Genomic DNA, 19,611 nt, shown 5'->3' on the forward strand with positions numbered 1-19,611 from the left:
GGGCGACGACGACGCCGGTGCGGCGCGGTCGGGAAGCGTGCTCGACGAGATCATCGCCGGGGTGCGCGAGGACGTCGCGCTGCGCGAGCAGCGCGTCCCGCTGGACCGGATCCGTGAGCTGGCCGCCGCCGCGCCGCCGGCGCGCGACGCCTACGCGGCGCTGCGCCGCCCCGGCGTCGCGGTGATCGCCGAGGTCAAGCGTGCGTCGCCGTCGAAGGGGCCGCTCGCCGACATCCCGGATCCCGCCGAGCTCGCCTCGGAGTACGCCTCCGGCGGAGCCCGCTGCATCAGCGTGCTGACCGAGGGGCGCTGGTTCGGTGGTTCCCTGGACGACCTCGCCGCGGTGCGCGCCGCCGTCGACATCCCGGTGCTGCGCAAGGACTTCGTGGTCTCCAGCTACCAGGTGCACGAGGCCCGGGCCCACGGCGCCGACCTGGTCCTGCTGATCGTCGCCGCGCTCGAGCAGAACGTCCTGATCGGGCTGCTGGAGCGGGTCGAGTCGCTGGGCATGACCGCGCTGGTCGAGGTGCACGACGAGGAGGAGGCCGACCGGGCGCTGGAGGCCGGAGCACGCGTCATCGGCGTCAACGCGCGTAACCTTCGAACCCTGGAGGTCGACCGGTCGGTCTTCGAGCGGATCGCGCCGGGGCTCCCCAACACGGTCGTCAAGATCGCCGAGTCGGGGGTCCGCGGCCCGCACGACCTGATCCGGTACGCCTCGGCCGGCGCCGACGCCGTCCTGGTCGGGGAGGGTCTGGTGACCCAGAAGAGCCCGCGCGACGCGGTGGCCGAGCTGGTCAACGCCGGCAACCACCCCGCGACGCCCCGGCCGGTGCGCTGACCGGGTCACCGTCGATCCGTCGCCTCCGCCGATCCGCGCGTCCACGTGTGAAGGAGCTTTGATGAGTGCCACGGCCACGGCCGGCGAGTCCGGCCTGCTGCCCGACGCCACCGGTCACTTCGGCCGCTACGGCGGTCGGTTCGTTCCGGAGGCGCTGGTGGCGGCGCTCGACGAGCTGGACGCCGCCTACCGGCACGCGATGGCCGACGACGCGTTCCAGGCCGAGTTCGGCGCGCTGCTGCGCGACTACGCCGGCGCCCCCTCGCTGCTCTACCGCGCCGAGCGGCTCTCCGCCCGGGTCGGCGCGCAGATCCTGCTGAAGCGCGAGGACCTGAACCACACCGGCGCGCACAAGGTGCGCAACGTGCTCGGCCAGGCGCTGCTCAGCAAGCGGATGGGCAAGAATCGGGTGATCGCCGAGACCGGCGCCGGCCAGCACGGCGTGGCCAGCGCCACCGCGGCGGCGTTGCTCGACCTCGAGTGCGTGGTCTACATGGGCGAGGTCGACACGGAGCGGCAGGCGCTGAACGTGGCCCGGATGCGGATGCTCGGCGCGACCGTCGTGCCGGTCACCACCGGCTCGCGCACGCTCAAGGACGCCTGCAACGAGGCGCTGCGGGACTGGGTCGCCAACGTCGCGCACACCCACTACCTGCTCGGCACCGCGTCCGGCCCGCACCCGTTCCCGTCGATGGTCCGTGACTTCGTCCGCGGCATCGGCGTGGAGGCCCGCCAGCAGTGCCTCGACCAGCTCGGCCGGCTCCCCGACGCGGTCACCGCCTGCGTCGGCGGCGGCTCCAACGCGATCGGCATCTTCCATGCCTTCGTGCCCGACGCCGACGTGCGGCTCTACGGCTTCGAGGCCGGCGGCGAGGGGGTCGAGACCGGCAGGCACGCGGCCAGCATCACCGGCGGGTCCCTCGGCGTGCTGCACGGCGCCCGCACCTACCTGCTGCAGGATGCCGACGGCCAGACCCTCGACTCGCACTCGATCTCGGCCGGCCTCGACTACCCGGCGGTCGGGCCCGAGCACGCCTGGCTCGCCGACGCCGGCCGCGCGACGTACGCGCCGGTGACCGACGCCGAGGCGATGGACGCGTTCCAGCTGCTGTGCCGCACGGAGGGGATCATCCCGGCGATCGAGAGCTCGCACGCGCTCGCCGGCACCCTGAAGATCATCCCGGCGCTCACCGAGGAGCTCGGCCGGGAACCCACGATCGTGGTCAACCTCTCCGGCCGCGGGGACAAGGACGTCCAGACCGCCGGCACCTACTTCGGCATCCTCGACGGGCGGGACGGGCAGCACGGGTGAGCATCGCGGTGGCGTTCGAGAAGGCCCGCGCCGAGGGGCGCGCGCTGCTGGTCGGCTGCATGCCGGCCGGGTTTCCCACGGTCGACGGCAGCATCGCCGCGATGACCGCGATGGTCGAGGCGGGCGTCGACGTGATCGAGGTCGAGCTGCCCTACTCCGACCCCGTGATGGACGGGCCGGTGATCCAGAAGGCCAGCGACATCGCGCTCGCGAACGGGGTGCGGCTGGCCGACGGCCTGCGGGTGATCGAGGCGGTCGCCGCCACCGGCGCGCCCGTGGTGACCATGACGTACTGGAACCCGATCCAGAAGTACGGCGTCGACGCGTTCGCGCGGGACCTGGCCGCGGCCGGCGGCACCGGGCTGATCACCCCCGACCTGATCCCCGACGAGGCCGACGAGTGGCTGGCCGCCTCGGACGCGTACGGACTGGACCGCACGTTCCTGGTGTCGCCGTCGTCGACCGACGCGCGGATCGCGATGACCGTGGCGCACTGCCGCGGCTTCGTCTACGCGACCGCGCTGATGGGCGTGACCGGCGCGCGCGAGCAGACCTCGGCGGACGCCCCGGCGCTGGTCCGCCGGGTGCGGGCCGTCACCGATCTGCCGGTCGGTGTCGGCCTGGGCGTGGGCAACGGCGCGCAGGCGACCGAGGTGGGCTCGTTCGCCGACGGGGTGATCGTGGGCAGCGCGCTGATTCGCTGCCTGCTGGGCGCCCCGGACCTCGCGGCCGGCCTGGACGCGCTGCGCGCGCTCAGCACCGAGCTCGCCGCCGGCGTCCGCGCGGTCCGCCGCTAGCGAACCGCCCGCGCTTGCGGGCGCGCGGCGGTGCGGGCCCGCGCCTTCCGGCCCGCTGGTGGTGCGGGCGGCGCACCTGCCGGCCCGCTGGTGGTGCGGGTCAGGCGGCGACGGCCGCCACCACCGGCTCCTGCTCGGGCTCGGTCGCGTCCGGGATTGCCGGCTCGGCGTCCCGGCGCACGTCGCACAGCACGCCGGCGCGCCCGGCCACCGCGTCGGCGAGCGCCGCGCGGGTCACCGGCGTCATGGGCTCCGGCAGCGCGGTCGGGTCGTGCCAGGAGAGCCGGCAGATCCGCCCGGGGGCGTTCACCGTGGCCTCCCCGGCGCCCACCCGGCCACGGAACACGTGGACGAGCACGTCGGGCAGCCCCTGCCCGGCGGCCTCGCCGGTCAGGTGGTAGATGCCGACCAGGTCCGCGATCTCCGTCTCCATCCCGGTCTCTTCGCGGATGTCGCGGACCGCGGCGTGCACGGGGCTCTCCGCCGGGCGGATCCGGCCGCCCGGCAGCCCCCACCGCCGGTGTCCCTGGGTCTGCTGGCAGAGCAGCACGCGGCCGGCGTCGTCGGAGATGACGGCGGCGACCGCGGATGTGAGCGAGGTCATAGACAAAAAGCGTACGACCGTAGACAGCCGAAGTCAGCCATGGCGCAATGGTCGCCGGACCGGGGTGCCGCGCGGGCAGGTTCCGGCGGTAGCGTGTGCACCCGTGACAGTCGCTGCGATCCCCAGCCCGACCACTGCGGTGTGGCACCTCGGTCCGGTGCCGATCCGGGCGTACGCGCTCTGCATCGTGCTCGGCATCGTGGTCGCCTGCGTGGTGACCGATGCGCGGCTGCGCCGCCGCGGCGCCCCGCCCGGGGCGGTCCTCGACATCGCCGTCTGGGCGGTGCCGCTCGGCATCGTCGGGGCGCGGATCTATCACGTGATCACCTCTCCCCAGCAGTACTTCGGGGCCGACGGTCACCCGCTCGGCGCCTTCAAGATCTGGGAGGGCGGGCTCGGCATCTGGGGGGCGGTCGCCGGCGGCGCGGTCGGGGCCTGGCTGGCCGCCCGGCAGCTCGGCCTGCCGTTCGCAATGGTCGCTGACGCGCTCGCGCCGGGCCTGCCGCTGGCGCAGGCCGTCGGGCGGTTCGGCAACTGGTTCAACAACGAGCTCTTCGGCGGTCCCACCACGCTGCCGTGGGGGCTCGAGGTGCATCGGATGGCCGGCGGTCGGGCCGTGCGCGACCTCGAGGGCAACCCGATCACCGAGCCCGGCCTCTACCACCCGACCTTCGCGTACGAGGCGCTCTGGAACATCGGGGTCGCGGTGCTGGTGTTCGCCGCCGACCGGCGCTGGAAGCTGGGGCGGGGACGCGCGTTCGCCCTCTACGTGATGGGCTACACCGCGGGCCGGTTCTGGATCGAGCTGATGCGCACCGACCCGGCCAACGAGATCCTGGGGCTGCGGGTCAACGTCTGGACCGCCGTGCTGGTCTTCCTCGGCGCGCTGCTCTACTTCGTGCGCGTCCGCGGGCCGCAGGAGTTCCTGGTGCCGGTGGGCGCGACCCCGGTGGGCGGGGCCCCGGCGGGTGCCGACGCCGCCCCGGCGAGCGGCGTCTCCCAGGTCGACGTCTCGGCCACCGCGCGGCCCGTCGCGCCACCACAGGGCTACCGGGTGGTCGACGAGCCGACGTACCGGCGCTACCAGCAGACCGGCGAACTGCCCGACGATGACGACGACGCGCTGACCGACGACGGCGAGCTGCTCGACGACTTCGCCGACGACGAACCCGACGACGACGAAATCGACCCGCCGGTGGTGGAGGACGCGAAGACGGCGCGGGCCGGCAACGCCCCGAGCGCGGGTGAGGGGGCGCAGCGCCCGGCGGCGCGCGGCGTCGAGGACCGCTGAGCACGGCACTGACCGAGGGGACGGCGCTCATGCGTACGGCCGTGGTGGTAGGCGCGGGGATCGCGGGACTCGCCGCCGCCGGCGCGCTGGCCCGCACGGGCTGGCAGGTGACGCTGCTGGAGCGCGACGACCGGGTACGGGCGGCGCGGTCGGCGCTGATCCTGTGGCCGAACGGAATCCGGGCGCTGCGTGCGCTGGGGCTCGGTGACGGGCTGGACGCGATCGCCACGCCGCTGCCGGACATGGGGGTACGCCGCCCGGACGGACACTGGCTGGTGCAGCCGCGGCCGACGACCGCCGATCGGGCGCCGGTGGTGGTGCACCGCGAGGACCTGCACGACGCGCTCGTGGCCGGGCTGGGCGACCGGGTCGACATCCGTACCGGCGTGACCGTGGACACCGTGCGGGCGCGTTCCGACGGGCGTCCGGCGGTCGGCGTCGGCCGGACCACCGTCGAGGCCGACCTGCTGGTCGGGGCCGACGGCATCGACAGCACGGTGCGGCGGCGGCTGGCCCCGGCCTCGAGCGTGGTCAGCTCGGGGTGCACGGCGTGGCGGGCGGTGATCCCCTGGTACCGGGCGCCGCGGCTGGCCGACGACCGGCCGGTGACCGGCGAGACGCTCGGCGCGGGCTACCGGTTCGTGGCGGCGTCGCTGGGTGAGCGCGGTTCGGCCGGCGGGTCGAGCCGGGGCGGCATCTACTGGGTCGCGACGGCCGCGGGCGCCCCCCGGCCCGAGCAGCCCGCCACCCAGCTGGCGCTGCTGCGCCGGTGGTTCGCCGACTGGCCGGCCCCGATCGGCGAGCTGCTGGCCGCCACCGAGCCCGACGACCTGGTGCAGCAGGAGGTGCGCGAGCTGCGTCCGCTGCCGCGGGAGTACGGGTTCCCCGCCGGTTCCGGCGGGGTGGTGCTGATCGGGGACGCCGCGCACGCGATGCCGCACCACCTCGGTCAGGGTGCGTGTCTCGGGTTCGAGGACGCCGCCACGCTGCGGTCGGCGGTCCGCGACGCGGCGCCGGGGGAGGCACTGCGGGAGGCGGTGCGGGCGTACACCCGGTTGCGCCGCCCGCGCACCGTCACGATCGTCCGGCAGACGCGGCGGATGTCGGCGGTGCTGCAGGCGCGCGGTCGGCTGGCGCTGCGCGCCCGTGACGCCGCCCTCGGCACGATCACTCCCCGCCTCATGGGCAGCGCGTCCTCGGTCGCCGCCCAATGGACCCCACCCGCCTGACCCTAGACAGTGGCGGCGGAGGGCTCGGCGATGCAGGCGGTGCCGACGCGGTGGAAGCCGACGCGGAGGTAGACGCGGGCGATGTCCTCGCTTCCCGCGGTCAGGAAGACCAGGGTGGCGCCGGTGTCGAGGGCGCGGCGGGCCAGGGCCGCGGTGACCGCGGCCGCGAGGCCGCGCCGGCGGGCGGTGGGCAGCGTCGCGACGCCGACGATCTCGGCGACGTCGTCGACGCGCTGCACGACGCCGCTGGCCAGTGCCCCCTCGGTGGGGGAGTCTGCCAGCGCGGTGATCCGTCGACCGGCGACGGCCAGTTGCCGCTCCCGGCTGAGCTCGTCGCCGGCCGGCTCCCGCACCGCCGCGTCGCGTTCGGCGGCCCCGGCGTCACCGATCTCCAGGCCGGGGTCGGCGAAGCCGACGGCGGCGACCGCCGCGGCCCGCGCGACATCCGTCCCGAACCGTTCGGAGGCCGGGTCGACCAGCCGCACCGGCACGTCGGACAAGTCCTCCGGCGCGGCCAGCGCCTCCGGACGGAGTAGCATCAGCGGCGCCTGCAACACGGACAGTCCGGCTGAGCGGGCGACGGCGAGCAGGTCGGGGCTGGTCTCGTGCACCCACTCGAACGCCTCGGGCACACCCAGCTCGCGCTGTCGGGCACGGGTCGCGGTAATGTCGGCGGCGGACGGGGCATGATCCGCGTTCCGCCGGGGCCGGGCGTAGAGCGGCCAACCCGCACCGTCGCGGACGAACAGCACGAGCCCGCCGATCTCCTCGGCCCGCGCGATGTCGCGCGGCACGGCATCGTAGAAGCGTTCCAACCGGCCGAAAAGGTCACCGTCCCGCAGCGCCACGCGGCGAGACTACACGTCCCAACACGTGGAAGTGTGATCTATCTGCACTGGTGAAGACCGCCGCACCCTAACGTAGACTCAAGAACCCAAGCCAGGGCCGACGTCGTCCCGATCTTCGTAACAGCCCACGACGACAGGAGGTCCGGTGGCTCTTCCGTACCCCCGGCGACCGCATCGCTCGCCGCAGCAGATCCGCCCGAGCGAGGGCCTCTACGACCCGGCCAACGAGCATGACGCCTGCGGGGTGGCCTTCGTCGCGGATCTCAACGGCCGCCGGTCGCACGACGTGGTGGCCAAGGGCCTGTCGGCGCTGTGCCGGCTCGACCACCGTGGCGCGCGGGGCGCGGAGCAGAACACCGGTGACGGCGCCGGCATCATGATCCAGGTTCCGGACGCGTTCCTGCGTGCGACCGTGGACTTCCCGCTGCCGCCGGCCGGCCACTACGCCACCGGCCTGGTCTTCCTGCCCGACGACGACGCCGACGAGGCGCGCGCCCGGCGGGTGCTGGAGAAGTACGCCCTGGTGGAGGGCGCGGAGCTGCTCGGCTGGCGGGACGTGCCGGTGAACGCCGACGGGCTCGGCGAGACCGCGCTGGCGGTGCTGCCGCGGATCCGGCAGATCTTCCTGGCCGCGCATCGGCTGACCGGATCGCCGGACGGGCCGGCGGGGGAGCCGCTGACCGGGCTGGAACTCGACCGGGTCGCGTTCTGCGTGCGCAAGCAGGCCGAGCGGGAGACCGCCGAGCGGGACGTGCCGGCGTACCTGCCGTCGCTGTCGTCACGCACGATGGTCTACAAGGGAATGCTCACGCCCGACCAGCTGCCGGAGTTCTTCCCGGAGCTGACCGACGCGCGCGTCACCAGCGCGATCGCGCTGGTCCACTCCCGCTTCTCCACCAACACGTTCCCGTCGTGGCCGCTGGCGCACCCGTACCGGCTCATCGCGCACAACGGTGAGATCAACACGATCCGCGGCAACAAGAACTGGATGAACGCCCGCGAGGCGCTGCTGGCCAGCCCGCGGCTGCCCGGCAACATCAAGCGGATCTTCCCGGTCTGCACCCCCGGCGGCTCCGACTCGGCCAACTTCGACGAGGTCCTGGAGCTGCTGCACCTGGCCGGGCGCAGCCTGCCGCACGCCGTGCTGATGATGATCCCCGAGGCGTGGGAGAACGACCCGGAGATGGACCCCGCGAAGCGGGCGTTCTACCGCTTCCACGCCAGCCTGATGGAGCCGTGGGACGGACCGGCCGCGGTCGCCTTCACCGACGGCGAGATCGTCGGCGCGGTGCTGGACCGCAACGGACTGCGTCCGGGTCGCTGGTGGCGCACCTCCGACGGGCTCGTGGTGCTCGGCAGCGAGGCCGGCGTGCTCGACCTCGACCCGGCCACCGTGGTCGCCAAGGGCCGGCTCCAGCCCGGCAAGATGTTCCTGGTCGACACCGTGGCCGGCCGGATCGTGCAGGACGACGAGATCAAGGCCGAGCTGGCCGCGGCGGAGCCGTACGAGGAGTGGCTGCACGCCGGACTGATCCACCTCGAGGAGCTGCCCGCCCGCGAGCACATCGTCTACACCCACGATTCGGTGCAGCGCCGGCAGCAGACCTTCGGCTACACCGAGGAGGAGTTGAAGATCCTGCTCGCGCCGATGGCGCGCAGCGGCGCCGAGCCGCTCGGCTCGATGGGCACCGACACCCCGATCGCGCCGCTGTCGACCCGGCCGCGGCTGCTCTACGACTACTTCCATCAGCTCTTCGCCCAGGTGACCAACCCGCCGCTGGACGCGATCCGCGAGGAGATGGTGACCAGCCTGCAGTCCACGATCGGGCCCGAGGCCAACCTGCTGGACCCGGGACCGGCGAGCTGCCGGCAGATCGTGCTGCCGTACCCGGTGATCGACAACGACGAGCTGGCGAAGATCCTGTCGATCGACGCGGACGGCGACATGCCGGGCTTCAAGGCGGTCCGGGTCTCGGGGCTCTACCCGCTGCGCGACGGCGCCGAGGGGCTCAAGGCGCGGCTGACCGAGATCTGCCGGCACGTCTCCGAGGCGATCGAGGACGGCGTACGGATCTTCGTGCTCTCCGACCGGGATTCGACCGCCGACCTGGCTCCGATCCCGTCGCTGCTGCTCACCGCCGCGGTGCATCAGCACCTGGTCCGCGAGCAGACCCGCACCCAGGTCGCGCTCGTCGTCGAGAGCGGCGACTGCCGCGAGGTGCACCACGCCGCGGTGCTGATCGGCTACGGCGCGGCCGCGGTCAACCCGTACCTGGCGTTCGAGTCGGTCGAGGACATGGTCCGCCATGCCGGCACGGCCACCGGGTTGACCGGGCTGGAGCCGGAGAAGGCGGTCCGCAACTACGTCAAGGCGCTCGGCAAGGGCGTCCTGAAGATCATGTCCAAGATGGGCATCTCGACGGTCTCGTCGTACTGCGGCGCCCAGGTTTTCGAGGCCGTCGGCCTCGACGCCGAGCTGGTGCAGCGCTACTTCGCCGGAACCCCCGGCAAGATCGGCGGTGCGGGCCTGGCGGAGCTGCACGCCGAGATCGCCGCGCGGCACGCCCGCGCCTACCCGGCCAACTCCGCGGAGCGCACCCACCGGCGGCTGGAGGTCGGCGGCGAGTACCAGTGGCGTCGCGAGGGCGAGCTGCACCTGTTCAACCCCGAGACGGTCTTCCTGCTGCAGCACGCCACCCGCAGCCGGCAGTACGAGGTGTTCCAGCAGTACACGGCCAAGGTCGACGAGCTGGCCGCGCAGGCCGGCTCGCTGCGCGGGCTGTTCACGCTCAGGACCGGGGTCCGCCCGCCGGTGCCGCTGGACGAGGTCGAGCCCGCCTCCGAGATCGTCAAGCGCTTCTCCACCGGCGCCATGTCGTACGGGTCGATCTCGGCCGAGGCGCACGAGACCCTCGCGATCGCGATGAACCGCCTCGGCGGCCGTTCGAACACCGGCGAGGGCGGCGAGGACGTCGACCGGCTGTACGACCCGGAGCGCCGGTCGGCGATCAAGCAGATCGCCAGCGGCCGGTTCGGGGTGACGAGCGAGTACCTGGTCAACGCGGACGACCTGCAGATCAAGATGGCGCAGGGAGCGAAGCCCGGCGAGGGCGGCCAGCTGCCCGGCAACAAGGTCTGGCCGTGGATCGCCAAGACCCGGCACGCCACCCCGGGCGTCGGGCTGATCTCGCCGCCGCCGCACCACGACATCTACTCCATCGAGGACCTCGCGCAGCTGGTCCACGACCTCAAGTGCGTCAACCCGGCCGCCCGGGTGCACGTCAAGCTGGTCTCCGAGGTCGGGGTCGGCACGGTCGCGGCGGGCGTGGCGAAGCTCAAGGCCGACGTCATCCTGATCTCCGGTCACGACGGCGGCACCGGCGCCTCGCCGCTGAACTCGCTCAAGCACGCCGGCACCCCCTGGGAGCTGGGGCTGGCCGAGGCGCAGCAGACGCTGCTGCTCAACCGGCTGCGCGACCGGGTCACCGTCCAGGTCGACGGGCAGCTCAAGACCGGTCGCGACGTGATCGTCGCGGCGCTGCTGGGCGCCGAGGAGTTCGGCTTCGCCACCGCGCCGTTGATCGTCTCCGGCTGCGTGATGATGCGGGTCTGCCACCTGGACACCTGCCCGGTCGGGATCGCCACGCAGAACCCGGTGCTGCGCGAGCGCTTCAACGGCAGGCCCGAGTTCGTGGAGAACTTCTTCCTCTTCCTCGCCGAGGAGGTCCGCGGCTACCTCGCCGAGTTGGGCTTCCGCACGCTGGAGGAGGCGATCGGCCAGGCCGAGCTGCTCGACACCGCCGGCGCGCTGTCGCACTGGAAGGCCAAGGGGCTCGATCTGACGCCGGTGCTGCACGTGCCCGACCTGCCGGCCGGCGCCGCCCGGCGGGGCATCCGCGCTCAGGACCACGGGCTGGAGCAGGCGCTGGACAACGAGCTGATCGCGCTGGCCGCGCCGGCGCTGGCCGACGGGTCGTCGGTGCGGGCGACGGTGCCGGTGCGCAACGAGCACCGCAGCGTCGGTGCGATGCTCGGCGGCGAGGTCACCCGCCGCTTCGGCGGCAAGGGGCTGCCCGACGACACCATCGAGATCACGCTGGAGGGCACCGCCGGGCAGTCGTTCGGGGCGTTCCTGCCGCGCGGGGTGACGCTGCGGCTCTTCGGCGACGCGAACGACTACGTCGGCAAGGGGCTCTCCGGCGGCCGGCTGATCGTCCGCCCGGACCGGGCGGCGCCGTTCGCCGCCGCCGAGGAGCAGATCATCGCCGGTAACACCATCGTGTACGGGGCGACCGGCGGCGAGCTCTTCCTGCGCGGTCGGGTCGGCGAGCGTTTCGCGGTGCGCAACTCCGGCGCCACCGCGGTGGTCGAGGGCGTCGGCGACCACGGCTGCGAGTACATGACCGGCGGCACCGTGGTGGTGCTCGGCCCGACGGGGCGCAACTTCGCCGCGGGCATGTCCGGCGGCACCGCGTACGTCTGGCGGTTGCAGCCGACGCTGGTGAACCGGGAGCTCGTGGAGCTGGAGCCGGTCTCCGCGGAGGCCGCGGTGGCGCTGCGGGATCTGCTGGAGCGGCACGCCGCCGAGACCGAGTCGACGGTGGCGCAGGCCCTGCTGGCGCGGTGGCCGGAGGCGGTGGCGGAGTTCACCGCCGTGGTGCCGCGCGACTACAAGCGTGTGTTGGAAGCGATACGGACCGCCGAAGCTGCCGGCCGTGACGTCGACCAGGCCGTCATGGAGGTGGCCCGTGCCTGACCCGAATGGTTTCCTGCGGTACGAGCGGCAGCTGCCCACGCGTCGCCCGGTGCCGGTGCGTATCTCCGACTGGCGCGAGGTCTACCCGCCGGCCAGCGACGAGCTGATCCGCGAGCAGGCCACCCGCTGCATGGACTGCGGCATCCCGTTCTGCCACCAGGGATGCCCGCTGGGCAACCGGATCCCGGACTGGAACGACCTGGTCCGCACCGGCGGCTGGGCCGGCGCGATCGAGTCGCTGCACGCCACCAACAACTTCCCGGAGTTCACCGGGCGGCTCTGCCCGGCGCCGTGCGAGGCGGCGTGCGTGCTCGGCATCGGCGGCGGCCAGCCGGTCACCATCAAGCAGGTCGAGGTCGAGATCATCAACCGGGCGTTCGACGCTGGGCTGGTGACGCCGCAGGCGGTGCCGGAGCCGTCGGGCAAGCGGGTCGCGGTGGTCGGCTCCGGTCCGGCCGGGCTCGCGGCCGCGCAGCAGCTCGCCCGGGCGGGGCACGAGGTGACCGTCTACGAGCGCGACGACGCGATCGGCGGGCTGCTGCGTTACGGCATCCCGGACTTCAAGCTGGAGAAGGAGCACATCGACCGGCGGCTGGCGCAGCTGGCCGCGGAGGGGGTGCGGTTCCGGGCCGGCGTCAACGTCGGCGTGGACGTGACGGCGGCGCAGCTGCGCGCCGACCACGACGCGGTGCTGCTGGCCTGCGGGGCGCTCGCCGGCCGCGACACGCCGGAGACGCCGGGGCGGGCCGCCCGCGGCGTGCACCTGGCGATGGAGCATCTGGTGCCGGCGAACCGGGTGGTGGCCGGCAAGGCCGACTCGACGCCGGTCGACGCCGCCGGCAAGCACGTGATCATCATCGGTGGCGGCGACACCGGGGCGGACTGCCTCGGCGTGGCGCACCGGCAGGGCGCGGCGAGCGTGACGCAGCTCGACCAGTACCCGCTGCCGCCGTCCGAGCGCGACGAGGCGCGCGACCCGTGGCCGACCTGGCCGTGGGTGCTGCGCAGCTACCCGGCACACGAGGAGGGCGGCGAGCGGATCTTCGCGGTGGCGGTGCAGGAGTTCGTCGCCGACGACACCGGCGCGCTGCGCGCGATCCGGATCGCCGAGGTCACGGTGGAACGCCGGGACGGCCGCCGGGTGGTCACGGTGGTGCCCGGCTCGGAGCGCGAGCTGCCGGCGGACCTGGTGCTGCTGGCGATCGGCTTCGAGGGCACCGAGGAGCAGCCGCTGCTCGACCAGCTCGGGCTGGCCCGCAACGCCCGCGGCGCGATCGACGCGCGCCCGGACTGGCAGACCGACGTGGACGGGGTCTTCGTCGCCGGCGACATGCACCGCGGCGCCTCGCTGATCGTGTGGGCGATCGCCGAGGGCCGTTCCGCCGCCGCCGCGATCCACTCCTACCTCGGCGGCGCCGGCGACCTCCCCGCCCCGGTCACCTCCACCGACCACCCCCTAGCCCTCCGCTGACCTAACGCAAGATCCGCGTGATCCGCGGAAGATCCGCGTGATCAGGGAATAGCTCCGGCGTGTCATTGGCGCGTCGTGTTCACGCCCCCTGATCACGCGGATCTTGCGTGTTCCGCTCTTTCGGGTAGCGATATGTTTCGATAGTATTACCGTCAAGTAACAACCGTTACGGATCGGTTGTTACGTTCCGGCCACGCGCGCGGCCACGAGGCACCATCCAGCCCTCGTGGAGGTACGTCCATGCGACTCCGTCCGCCGCTGGTCCGCGCCGCACTCGCGCTGACCCTCGCTCTCACCGGCCTCGCCATCGCCGCACCGGCGCAGGCCGCCCCCGCCCTGACGTACGCCGCCCTCGGCGACTCCTACTCCTCCGGCACCGGCGCCCCGCCGTACGACTCCTCCGGCTGCGAGCGCAGCCAGCGGGCGTACGCCCCGCTCTGGGCCAGTGCCAACGCGGTGACCAGCTTCCGCTTCGTCGCGTGCAGCGGCGCCGTCACCGCCGACGTCCGCAACAACCAGGTCTCCGCCCTCGACACCAGCGTCAACCGCGTGACCATCACCATCGGCGGCAACGACGCCGGCTTCGCCAGCGTGCTGACCACCTGCCAGCTCGGCAGCGACTCCGCCTGCGCCACCGCCGTCAACAACGGCAAGGCGTTCGCCAGCAACCAGCTGCCGGCCCGACTGGACCAGACGTACGCCGCGATCCGCAGCCGTGCGCCCAGCGCCCGGCTGATCGTGCTCGGCTACCCGCGGATCTTCGAACTCACCTCCAGCTGCGGGCTGTTCGGCATGAGCCTGTACAAGCGCACGGTCATCAACTCCGGCGCCGACCACCTCGCCTCGGTGATCGCCGCCCGGGCCGCGGCCGCCGGCGCGACGTACGTCGACGTCCGCTCCGCCTTCGCCGGCCACGGGGTCTGCGCCGGCAGCCCGTGGATCAACGGCCTGACCCTCAACTCCAGCGCCTACCACCCGAACGCCAACGGCTACCGGTACGGCTACCTCGCCGCCCTCACCGCCGCCGGCGTCTGACCCTCGCCCGGTACGCGGGACGGCGCCGCCCGGCGCCGTCCCGTTCGGCGTGCGCCTCATCTCCCGCCGTGACCGGCCGAAGGGGTGTTGTGGCGTCCGTCGCAGCCGTCGGTAAGCTGTCCCGCGCGGTCGTCGATGCCCGCCACCACCGTTTGCGTACCGTCGACGCGCGTGTCAGGCAGACATTACGCAACGTTGGGTAACTGTTCGGATATCCGACGGGGGGTCGGCCGGGGGGCCGACCCGGGGGAGAGACTAGCCTGATGGGTGTGACACGTCGCGCAAAGATCGTCTGCACGCTTGGTCCCGCCACCGCCTCAACCGAGCGCATTCGCGGGCTGGTCGAGGCGGGGATGGACGTGGCCCGCCTCAACTTCAGCCACGGTTCGCACGCGGACCACGAGCAGGTCTACCGGCTCGTGCGCGAGGCCGCCGACGCCTCCGGCCGGGCCGTCGCCATCCTGGCCGACCTGCAGGGCCCGAAGATCCGGCTCGGTCGTTTCGCCGACGGGCCGCACGAGTGGCGCACGGGTGACTCCGTGGTCATCACCAGCGACGACATCGTCGGCACCCGCGAGCGCGTCTCCTGCACGTACAAGAAGCTGCCGCAGGAGGTCAAGGCCGGCGACCGGCTGCTCATCGACGATGGCAAGGTCGCGGTCGAGGTCAGCGACGTGGCCGGCAACGACATCCGCTGCCTCGTGGTCGAGGGCGGGCCGGTCTCCAACAACAAGGGCGTGTCGCTGCCGAACGTGGCGGTGAGCGTGCCGGCGCTGTCCGACAAGGACGCCGCCGACCTGCGCTTCGCTCTGCAGCTCGGCGTGGACCTGGTCGCCCTGTCGTTCGTGCGGTCGCCCGACGACATCAAGCTCGTGCACGCGATCATGGACGAGCTCGGGGTTCGTCGGCCGGTGCTGGCCAAGGTGGAGAAGCCGGAGGCGGTGACCCACCTCGAGGCCATCGTGGATGCCTTCGACGGCGTCATGGTCGCCCGCGGCGACCTCGGCGTCGAGCTGCCGCTCGACCAGGTGCCGCTGGTGCAGAAGCGGGCGGTGCAGCTGTGCCGCGAGAACGCCAAGCCGGTGATCGTCGCGACGCAGATGCTCGATTCGATGATCGAGAACTCGCGCCCCACCCGCGCGGAGGCCTCCGATGTGGCCAACGCGGTGCTCGACGGCGCCGACGCGGTGATGCTCTCGGGTGAGACCAGCGTCGGCAAGTTCCCGGTGCTCACGGTCAGCACAATGGCGAAGATCGTCACGACCACGGAGGCGGGCTCGTTCGCCGTGCCGCGGCTGCAGCACGACCCGCGCACCCACGGCGGGGCGCTCACCGTGGCCGCCTCGCAGATCGCCCGCAACATCGGCGCCCGGGCCCTGGTCGCGTTCTCCCAGACCGGCGACACCGTGCGGCGGCTGTCCCGGCTGCACTGCGAGCTGCCGCTGCTGGCCTTCACCCCGGTCCCGGAGGTCCGCGCCCAGCTGGCGCTCTCCTGGGGCGTGGAGACCTTCCTGATGCCGTTCGTCGAGCACACCGACGCGATGTTCCGCCAGGTGGACCAGGCGCTGCTCGGGCTCGGCCGGTGCAACCCCGGCGACTACGTCGTGATCGTGGCGGGCAGCCCGCCCGGCACGCCCGGCTCCACGAACACGCTGCGCGTGCACCAGCTCGGCTCGTTGGTCGACGCCGCCGCGGCGGCGCGGGCGTTGCAGTGACGGGCGACGGGCCGGTCGTCGGCCAGGCCGCCGTCGACCAGCTGCTCGAGGTGCTCGACCTGGAGCAGCTCGGCGCGGCGTCGTTCCGCGGCATCAGCCCCCCGGTCGGCCCGCAGCGGGTCTACGGCGGGCAGGTCGCCGGCCAGGCGCTCGTCGCCGCCGGCCGCACCGTCGACCCCGAGCGGTACGTGCACTCGCTGCACGGCTACTTCGTGCGGCCGGGGGATCCGGCGGAGCCGATCGAGTACCAGGTCGAGAACGTCCGCGACGGTCGGTCGTTCTCGGTGCGCCGCTCGGTCGCGCTGCAGCACGGCAAGCCGATCTTCTTCATGTCCGCGTCGTTCCAGCGGGCGGAGAACGGGCTGGACCACCAGGCGCCGCAGCCGCCGGACGTGCCGGGCCCGGACGAGGTGCCCACGATGGCCGACCGGCTGGCGCGCTACCCGGAGCGGCTCGGCATCTGGTCGATCATCCCGCGCCCCATGGACGTCCGCTACGTCGGCGAGCCCGGCTGGGTCCGCCCCGGCGACCGGCCGGCCGACCCGTACCAGCGGGTCTGGATGCGCATCGACGGGAAGCTTCCCGACGATCCGCTGCTGCACGCCTGCGCTCTGACGTACGCCTCGGACCTGACCCTGCTCGACTCGGTCCTGTCGGTGCACGGCGAGGTCTGGGGTCCCGGCGGCGTGGTGGGGGCGAGCCTGGACCACGCGCTCTGGTTCCACCGGCCGTTCCGGGCCGACGAATGGTTCCTGTACGACTGCTGGAGCCCGTCGGCGTCGGGAGCGCGCGGGTTGGCCACCGGCCGGATGTTCACCCGCGACGGGCGGCACATCGCCAGCGCCGTCCAGGAGGGACTGCTGCGCCGGGTCGGGGAGTAGCGCCGCCGGCGGCCGGCGTCGCCCGCGGCGATAACCTGTGCGGTATGCGTCTGTCTGCCCGGGTCGACTATGCGCTGCGCGCCGCCGCCGAACTGGCCGCCGCGGGCGCCGGCCCCGACCGTCCCCCCACTCCCGTCACGGCGGAACAGATCGCCCGGGCCCAGGAGATTCCGCCGAAGTTCCTGGAGAGCATCCTGCTGCAGCTGCGCCGCGGCGGCATCGTGCACGCCCAGCGCGGGCCCGACGGCGGCTACTGGCTGGCGCGCCCGGCCCCGGAGATCTCGCTGGCCGAGATCATCCGTGTGATCGACGGGCCGCTGGCGCACGTGCGGGGCCAACGTCCGGAGGACCTCGGTTACCGGGGCGCGGCCGGCGCCCTGCAGGAGGTCTGGATCGCGCTGCGCGCCAGCGAACGGCAGATCCTCGAACTCGTCACCGTCGCCGACGTCGCCGCCGCGACGCTGCCGGAGCGGGTGCGCGTTCTCGCCGCCGATCCCACCGCCTGGAGCTGACCGGCGCGTCCCATTACCCGAACACGGGGTTGACCTTGCCGGCGCCCTGCGGCATTCTCCACTAAGTCGGTAGGAAAACTGGTCAAGGGAGGTGGAGGCGTGCGGAAGCTGCTCGTGCTCGCGCTGGTCGGGCTCGCCGCGCAACTGGTCGACGGTGCGCTCGGCATGGCGTACGGCGTCACCTCGTCCACGCTGCTGCTGCTCGCCGGCGTGGCGCCCGCCTCGGCGTCCGCCTCCGTGCACCTCGCCGAGATCGGCACCACCCTGGCGTCCGGGGTCGCGCACTGGCGCTTCGGCAACGTCGACTGGCGGGTGGTGTTTCGGATGGCCATCCCCGGCGCGGTCGGCGCCTTCGCCGGCGCCACCTTCCTGAGCTCCATCTCCACCGAGGCCGCCGCCCCCTGGATGGCCGGCATCCTGCTCGCGCTCGGCACCTACCTGCTCGTCCGGTTCGCCCGGCCGCTGCGGCAGGTCACCACGCGCCGGCCGCTGCGCACCCGGTTCCTGGCCCCGCTCGGCCTGGTCGCCGGCTTCGTCGACGCCACCGGCGGGGGCGGCTGGGGGCCGGTCGCCACCCCGTCGCTGCTCGTCTCGGCCCGGATGGAGCCGCGCAAGGTGATCGGCTCGGTCGACACCTCCGAGTTCCTGGTCGCGGGCGCGGCCAGCCTGGGCTTCCTGATCGGGCTCGGCTCCGAGGGGTTCATCCTGCCGACCGTCGCGGCGCTGCTGATCGGCGGCCTCATCGCCGCGCCCATCGCGGCCTGGCTGATCAAGGTGGTGCCCGCCCAGCTGCTCGGCGCCGCGGTCGGCGGCGTGATCGTGCTGACCAACGCCCGTACCCTGATGCGCGCCTTCGACGTCGCCGCCGGGATCCGTCCGGTGGTCTACGTCGCGATCGTGCTCGCCTGGATCGCCGCGGCCACGTTCGCGGTCCGCGCGCTGCTCCGCACCCGCCGCGCCGCCGCTGCCGCCCCCGCCCCCGCGCCCGCCGAGCCCGCCGAACCGGTCGGCGCCCTCTCGGGCTCCCACTGACCGCCAGGAGGTCACCGCGGGCGGCGCTGCTCGGGGATGCGCCCCCGGCCCGTGCTGGCCCGGACCGTCAGGCGCGGGCTCAGCAGCGTTCCCTCCGGGACCGGCTCGCCCGTGAGCTTGCGCATCAGCAGCGACACCGCCTGACGTCCCACCTCCTCGGCGGGGACCAGCACCGAGGTCAGCGCCGGGCCCGCGCGCTCCGCCACCTCGTCGGGGCAGATCGCCACCACGGACACGTCGTCCGGGACCGTCCGACCCAGCGCCGGCAGCGCAGCGAGCACGTGCGCGACCGCGGCCTCGTTGTGCACCACCAGCCCGGTCAGCTCCGGATGCCGCTCCAGCAGCCCGGCCACCGCCCGGCGCACCGCCTCGGGTTGCTCCTCGCACGGCTGGGCCACCGCCGTCATGCCGTGCCGCCGGGCGGCGTCGACGACGCCGGCCCGCGTGCGGTGCGCGAACCCGGTGTCGCGTTCGTAGACCACCGCCGGCGCGCCGAGCAGCGCGATGTCGCGGTGACCGAGCGCGGCCAGATGGTCGACGCAGGCCTCGCCGGCGCGGTGGAAGTCCAGATCGACGCAGGTCAGGCCGGCGGCGTCGTCGGGAAATCCGATCAACACGCTGGGCCGCTCCAGCTCCCGCAGGAACGGCACCCGCGGGTCGCGCATCTCCACGTCCATCACCACGACGCCGTCGACCATCGCGCTCGCCGCGATCCGCCGCAGTCCCGCCGGCCCCTCGTCGGCGGTCAGCAGCAGCACGTCGTGGTCGTAGGTGCGGGCGGTGGTCACCACGGCGGTCGCGAACTGCATCAGCACCGGTAGATGTATCCCGGAGCGCAGCGGCAGCACCAGCGCGATGACGTTGGCCCGGCGGCTGGCCAGCGCCCGCGCCCCCGCGTTCGGGTGGTAGCCCAGGGTGCGGATGCTGGCGAGCACCCGCTGCCGCGTCGTGGCCGAGATCGCCCGCTTTCCACTGATCACATAGGACACCGTGCTCACCGCGACGCCGGCGTGCCGGGCGACGTCGGCGATGGTGACCATGTCGGCGCGTTTGGTCGACGGATCGCGGGCCTCCGGCGGCGTCGCCACGCCGGGCTGCTCGGCCGGCACGCCGGTGGCGGGTGATGCGTCGGACACGTCGGCGCCTCCATTCCCGCCCCCGGCGGTGGTACGCCGGCGGCCGAAGCTGCTCCCCATCGACGAACGTCAGCCAGCACACGGTAACGCGTCGGATACCGGAGAGTAGATGCCGGTGGCGGGGCGCCCGGTCCGTTGTGAGGGGAAAGCG

The 19,611-nt window shown here is 73.6% G+C and carries 15 protein-coding genes; 12 read left to right on the plus strand and 3 right to left on the minus strand.

The window, feature by feature from the left end; genetic code table 11:
- Nucleotides 1-37: 37 nt before the first annotated feature.
- The 3 genes from trpC (at nt 38) to trpA (ending at nt 2,950) form a co-directional block, all read left to right on the plus strand.
- Nucleotides 38-841, plus strand: coding sequence for an indole-3-glycerol phosphate synthase TrpC (gene trpC, locus BLW47_RS16215; protein WP_091557582.1), 804 nt, complete (start codon nt 38-40; stop codon nt 839-841).
- A 61-nt stretch (nt 842-902) separates the two neighbouring features.
- The gene (gene trpB / locus BLW47_RS16220; RefSeq protein WP_091557585.1) at nt 903-2,153 is read left to right on the plus strand and encodes a tryptophan synthase subunit beta; all 1,251 of its coding nucleotides are present in this window, start codon (nt 903-905) and stop codon (nt 2,151-2,153) included.
- On the plus strand, nt 2,150-2,950 hold the full coding sequence (trpA, locus tag BLW47_RS16225; protein WP_091557589.1) for a tryptophan synthase subunit alpha: 801 nt from the start codon (nt 2,150-2,152) through the stop codon (nt 2,948-2,950). The genes trpB and trpA overlap by 4 nt, the downstream gene beginning before the upstream one ends.
- A 100-nt stretch (nt 2,951-3,050) precedes the next feature.
- Here the strand turns inward: trpA and BLW47_RS16230 are convergent, their stop codons facing one another.
- Nucleotides 3,051-3,554 carry an NUDIX hydrolase gene (locus BLW47_RS16230; RefSeq protein WP_091557592.1) on the minus strand — a complete coding sequence of 168 codons (504 nt, stop codon included), beginning with the start codon at nt 3,552-3,554 and terminating at the stop codon, nt 3,051-3,053.
- A gap of 103 nt (nt 3,555-3,657) precedes the next feature.
- Here BLW47_RS16230 and lgt point away from each other — a divergent pair, with 103 nt between their 5' ends.
- Nucleotides 3,658-4,845, plus strand: a complete 1,188-nt coding sequence (gene lgt / locus BLW47_RS16235; RefSeq protein ID WP_245736687.1) for a prolipoprotein diacylglyceryl transferase — start codon at nt 3,658-3,660, stop codon at nt 4,843-4,845.
- A 29-nt stretch (nt 4,846-4,874) separates the two neighbouring features.
- A complete protein-coding gene (locus tag BLW47_RS16240) occupies nt 4,875-6,074 on the plus strand; it encodes an FAD-dependent oxidoreductase (protein ID WP_091557599.1) in 1,200 nt (399 codons plus the stop codon).
- Between the two features lie 2 nt (nt 6,075-6,076).
- Here BLW47_RS16240 and BLW47_RS16245 read toward each other — a convergent pair whose 3' ends face one another.
- A complete protein-coding gene (locus tag BLW47_RS16245) occupies nt 6,077-6,922 on the minus strand; it encodes a GNAT family N-acetyltransferase (RefSeq protein ID WP_245736688.1) in 846 nt (281 codons plus the stop codon).
- A gap of 145 nt (nt 6,923-7,067) precedes the next feature.
- Here BLW47_RS16245 and gltB point away from each other — a divergent pair, with 145 nt between their 5' ends.
- From gltB to BLW47_RS16280, 7 genes are all read left to right on the plus strand, one after another.
- Complete coding sequence (gene gltB, locus BLW47_RS16250) at nt 7,068-11,678, plus strand: glutamate synthase large subunit (RefSeq protein WP_091557602.1); 4,611 nt, start codon at nt 7,068-7,070, stop codon at nt 11,676-11,678.
- Complete coding sequence (locus tag BLW47_RS16255) at nt 11,671-13,149, plus strand: glutamate synthase subunit beta (RefSeq protein ID WP_091557605.1); 1,479 nt, start codon at nt 11,671-11,673, stop codon at nt 13,147-13,149. The genes gltB and BLW47_RS16255 overlap by 8 nt, the downstream gene beginning before the upstream one ends.
- Nucleotides 13,150-13,389: 240 nt before the next feature.
- Nucleotides 13,390-14,184, plus strand: coding sequence for an SGNH/GDSL hydrolase family protein (locus BLW47_RS16260; protein ID WP_091557610.1), 795 nt, complete (start codon nt 13,390-13,392; stop codon nt 14,182-14,184).
- A 263-nt stretch (nt 14,185-14,447) separates the two neighbouring features.
- Complete coding sequence (pyk, locus tag BLW47_RS16265; protein WP_091557613.1) at nt 14,448-15,899, plus strand: pyruvate kinase; 1,452 nt, start codon at nt 14,448-14,450, stop codon at nt 15,897-15,899.
- Nucleotides 15,896-16,780 carry an acyl-CoA thioesterase gene (locus tag BLW47_RS16270; RefSeq protein ID WP_091557618.1) on the plus strand — a complete coding sequence of 295 codons (885 nt, stop codon included), beginning with the start codon at nt 15,896-15,898 and terminating at the stop codon, nt 16,778-16,780. The genes pyk and BLW47_RS16270 overlap by 4 nt, the downstream gene beginning before the upstream one ends.
- Nucleotides 16,781-16,824: 44 nt before the next feature.
- The gene (locus BLW47_RS16275) at nt 16,825-17,292 is read left to right on the plus strand and encodes an RrF2 family transcriptional regulator (protein ID WP_091557623.1); all 468 of its coding nucleotides are present in this window, start codon (nt 16,825-16,827) and stop codon (nt 17,290-17,292) included.
- 99 nt (nt 17,293-17,391) lie between these two features.
- The gene (locus BLW47_RS16280; RefSeq protein WP_091557626.1) at nt 17,392-18,324 is read left to right on the plus strand and encodes a sulfite exporter TauE/SafE family protein; all 933 of its coding nucleotides are present in this window, start codon (nt 17,392-17,394) and stop codon (nt 18,322-18,324) included.
- A gap of 11 nt (nt 18,325-18,335) precedes the next feature.
- On the opposite strand, the gene BLW47_RS16285 is transcribed toward BLW47_RS16280, so the two are convergent.
- Complete coding sequence (locus BLW47_RS16285) at nt 18,336-19,364, minus strand: LacI family DNA-binding transcriptional regulator (RefSeq protein WP_091558183.1); 1,029 nt, start codon at nt 19,362-19,364, stop codon at nt 18,336-18,338.
- Nucleotides 19,365-19,611: the final 247 nt, after the last annotated feature.

Origin of the sequence: Micromonospora pattaloongensis (genome assembly GCF_900107255.1) — a bacterium.
Classification (GTDB): domain Bacteria; phylum Actinomycetota; class Actinomycetes; order Mycobacteriales; family Micromonosporaceae; genus Micromonospora_I; species Micromonospora_I pattaloongensis.

Coding starts and splice junctions, on each gene's coding strand:
- BLW47_RS16230 (WP_091557592.1), bottom strand. CDS start 3,554: ATGACCTCGCTCACATCCGCGGTCGCCGCCGTCATCTCCGACGACGCC.
- BLW47_RS16240 (WP_091557599.1), top strand. CDS start 4,875: ATGCGTACGGCCGTGGTGGTAGGCGCGGGGATCGCGGGACTCGCCGCC.
- BLW47_RS16260 (WP_091557610.1), top strand. CDS start 13,390: ATGCGACTCCGTCCGCCGCTGGTCCGCGCCGCACTCGCGCTGACCCTC.
- trpB (WP_091557585.1), top strand. CDS start 903: ATGAGTGCCACGGCCACGGCCGGCGAGTCCGGCCTGCTGCCCGACGCC.
- BLW47_RS16275 (WP_091557623.1), top strand. CDS start 16,825: ATGCGTCTGTCTGCCCGGGTCGACTATGCGCTGCGCGCCGCCGCCGAA.
- pyk (WP_091557613.1), top strand. CDS start 14,448: ATGGGTGTGACACGTCGCGCAAAGATCGTCTGCACGCTTGGTCCCGCC.
- BLW47_RS16285 (WP_091558183.1), bottom strand. CDS start 19,364: ATGGTCACCATCGCCGACGTCGCCCGGCACGCCGGCGTCGCGGTGAGC.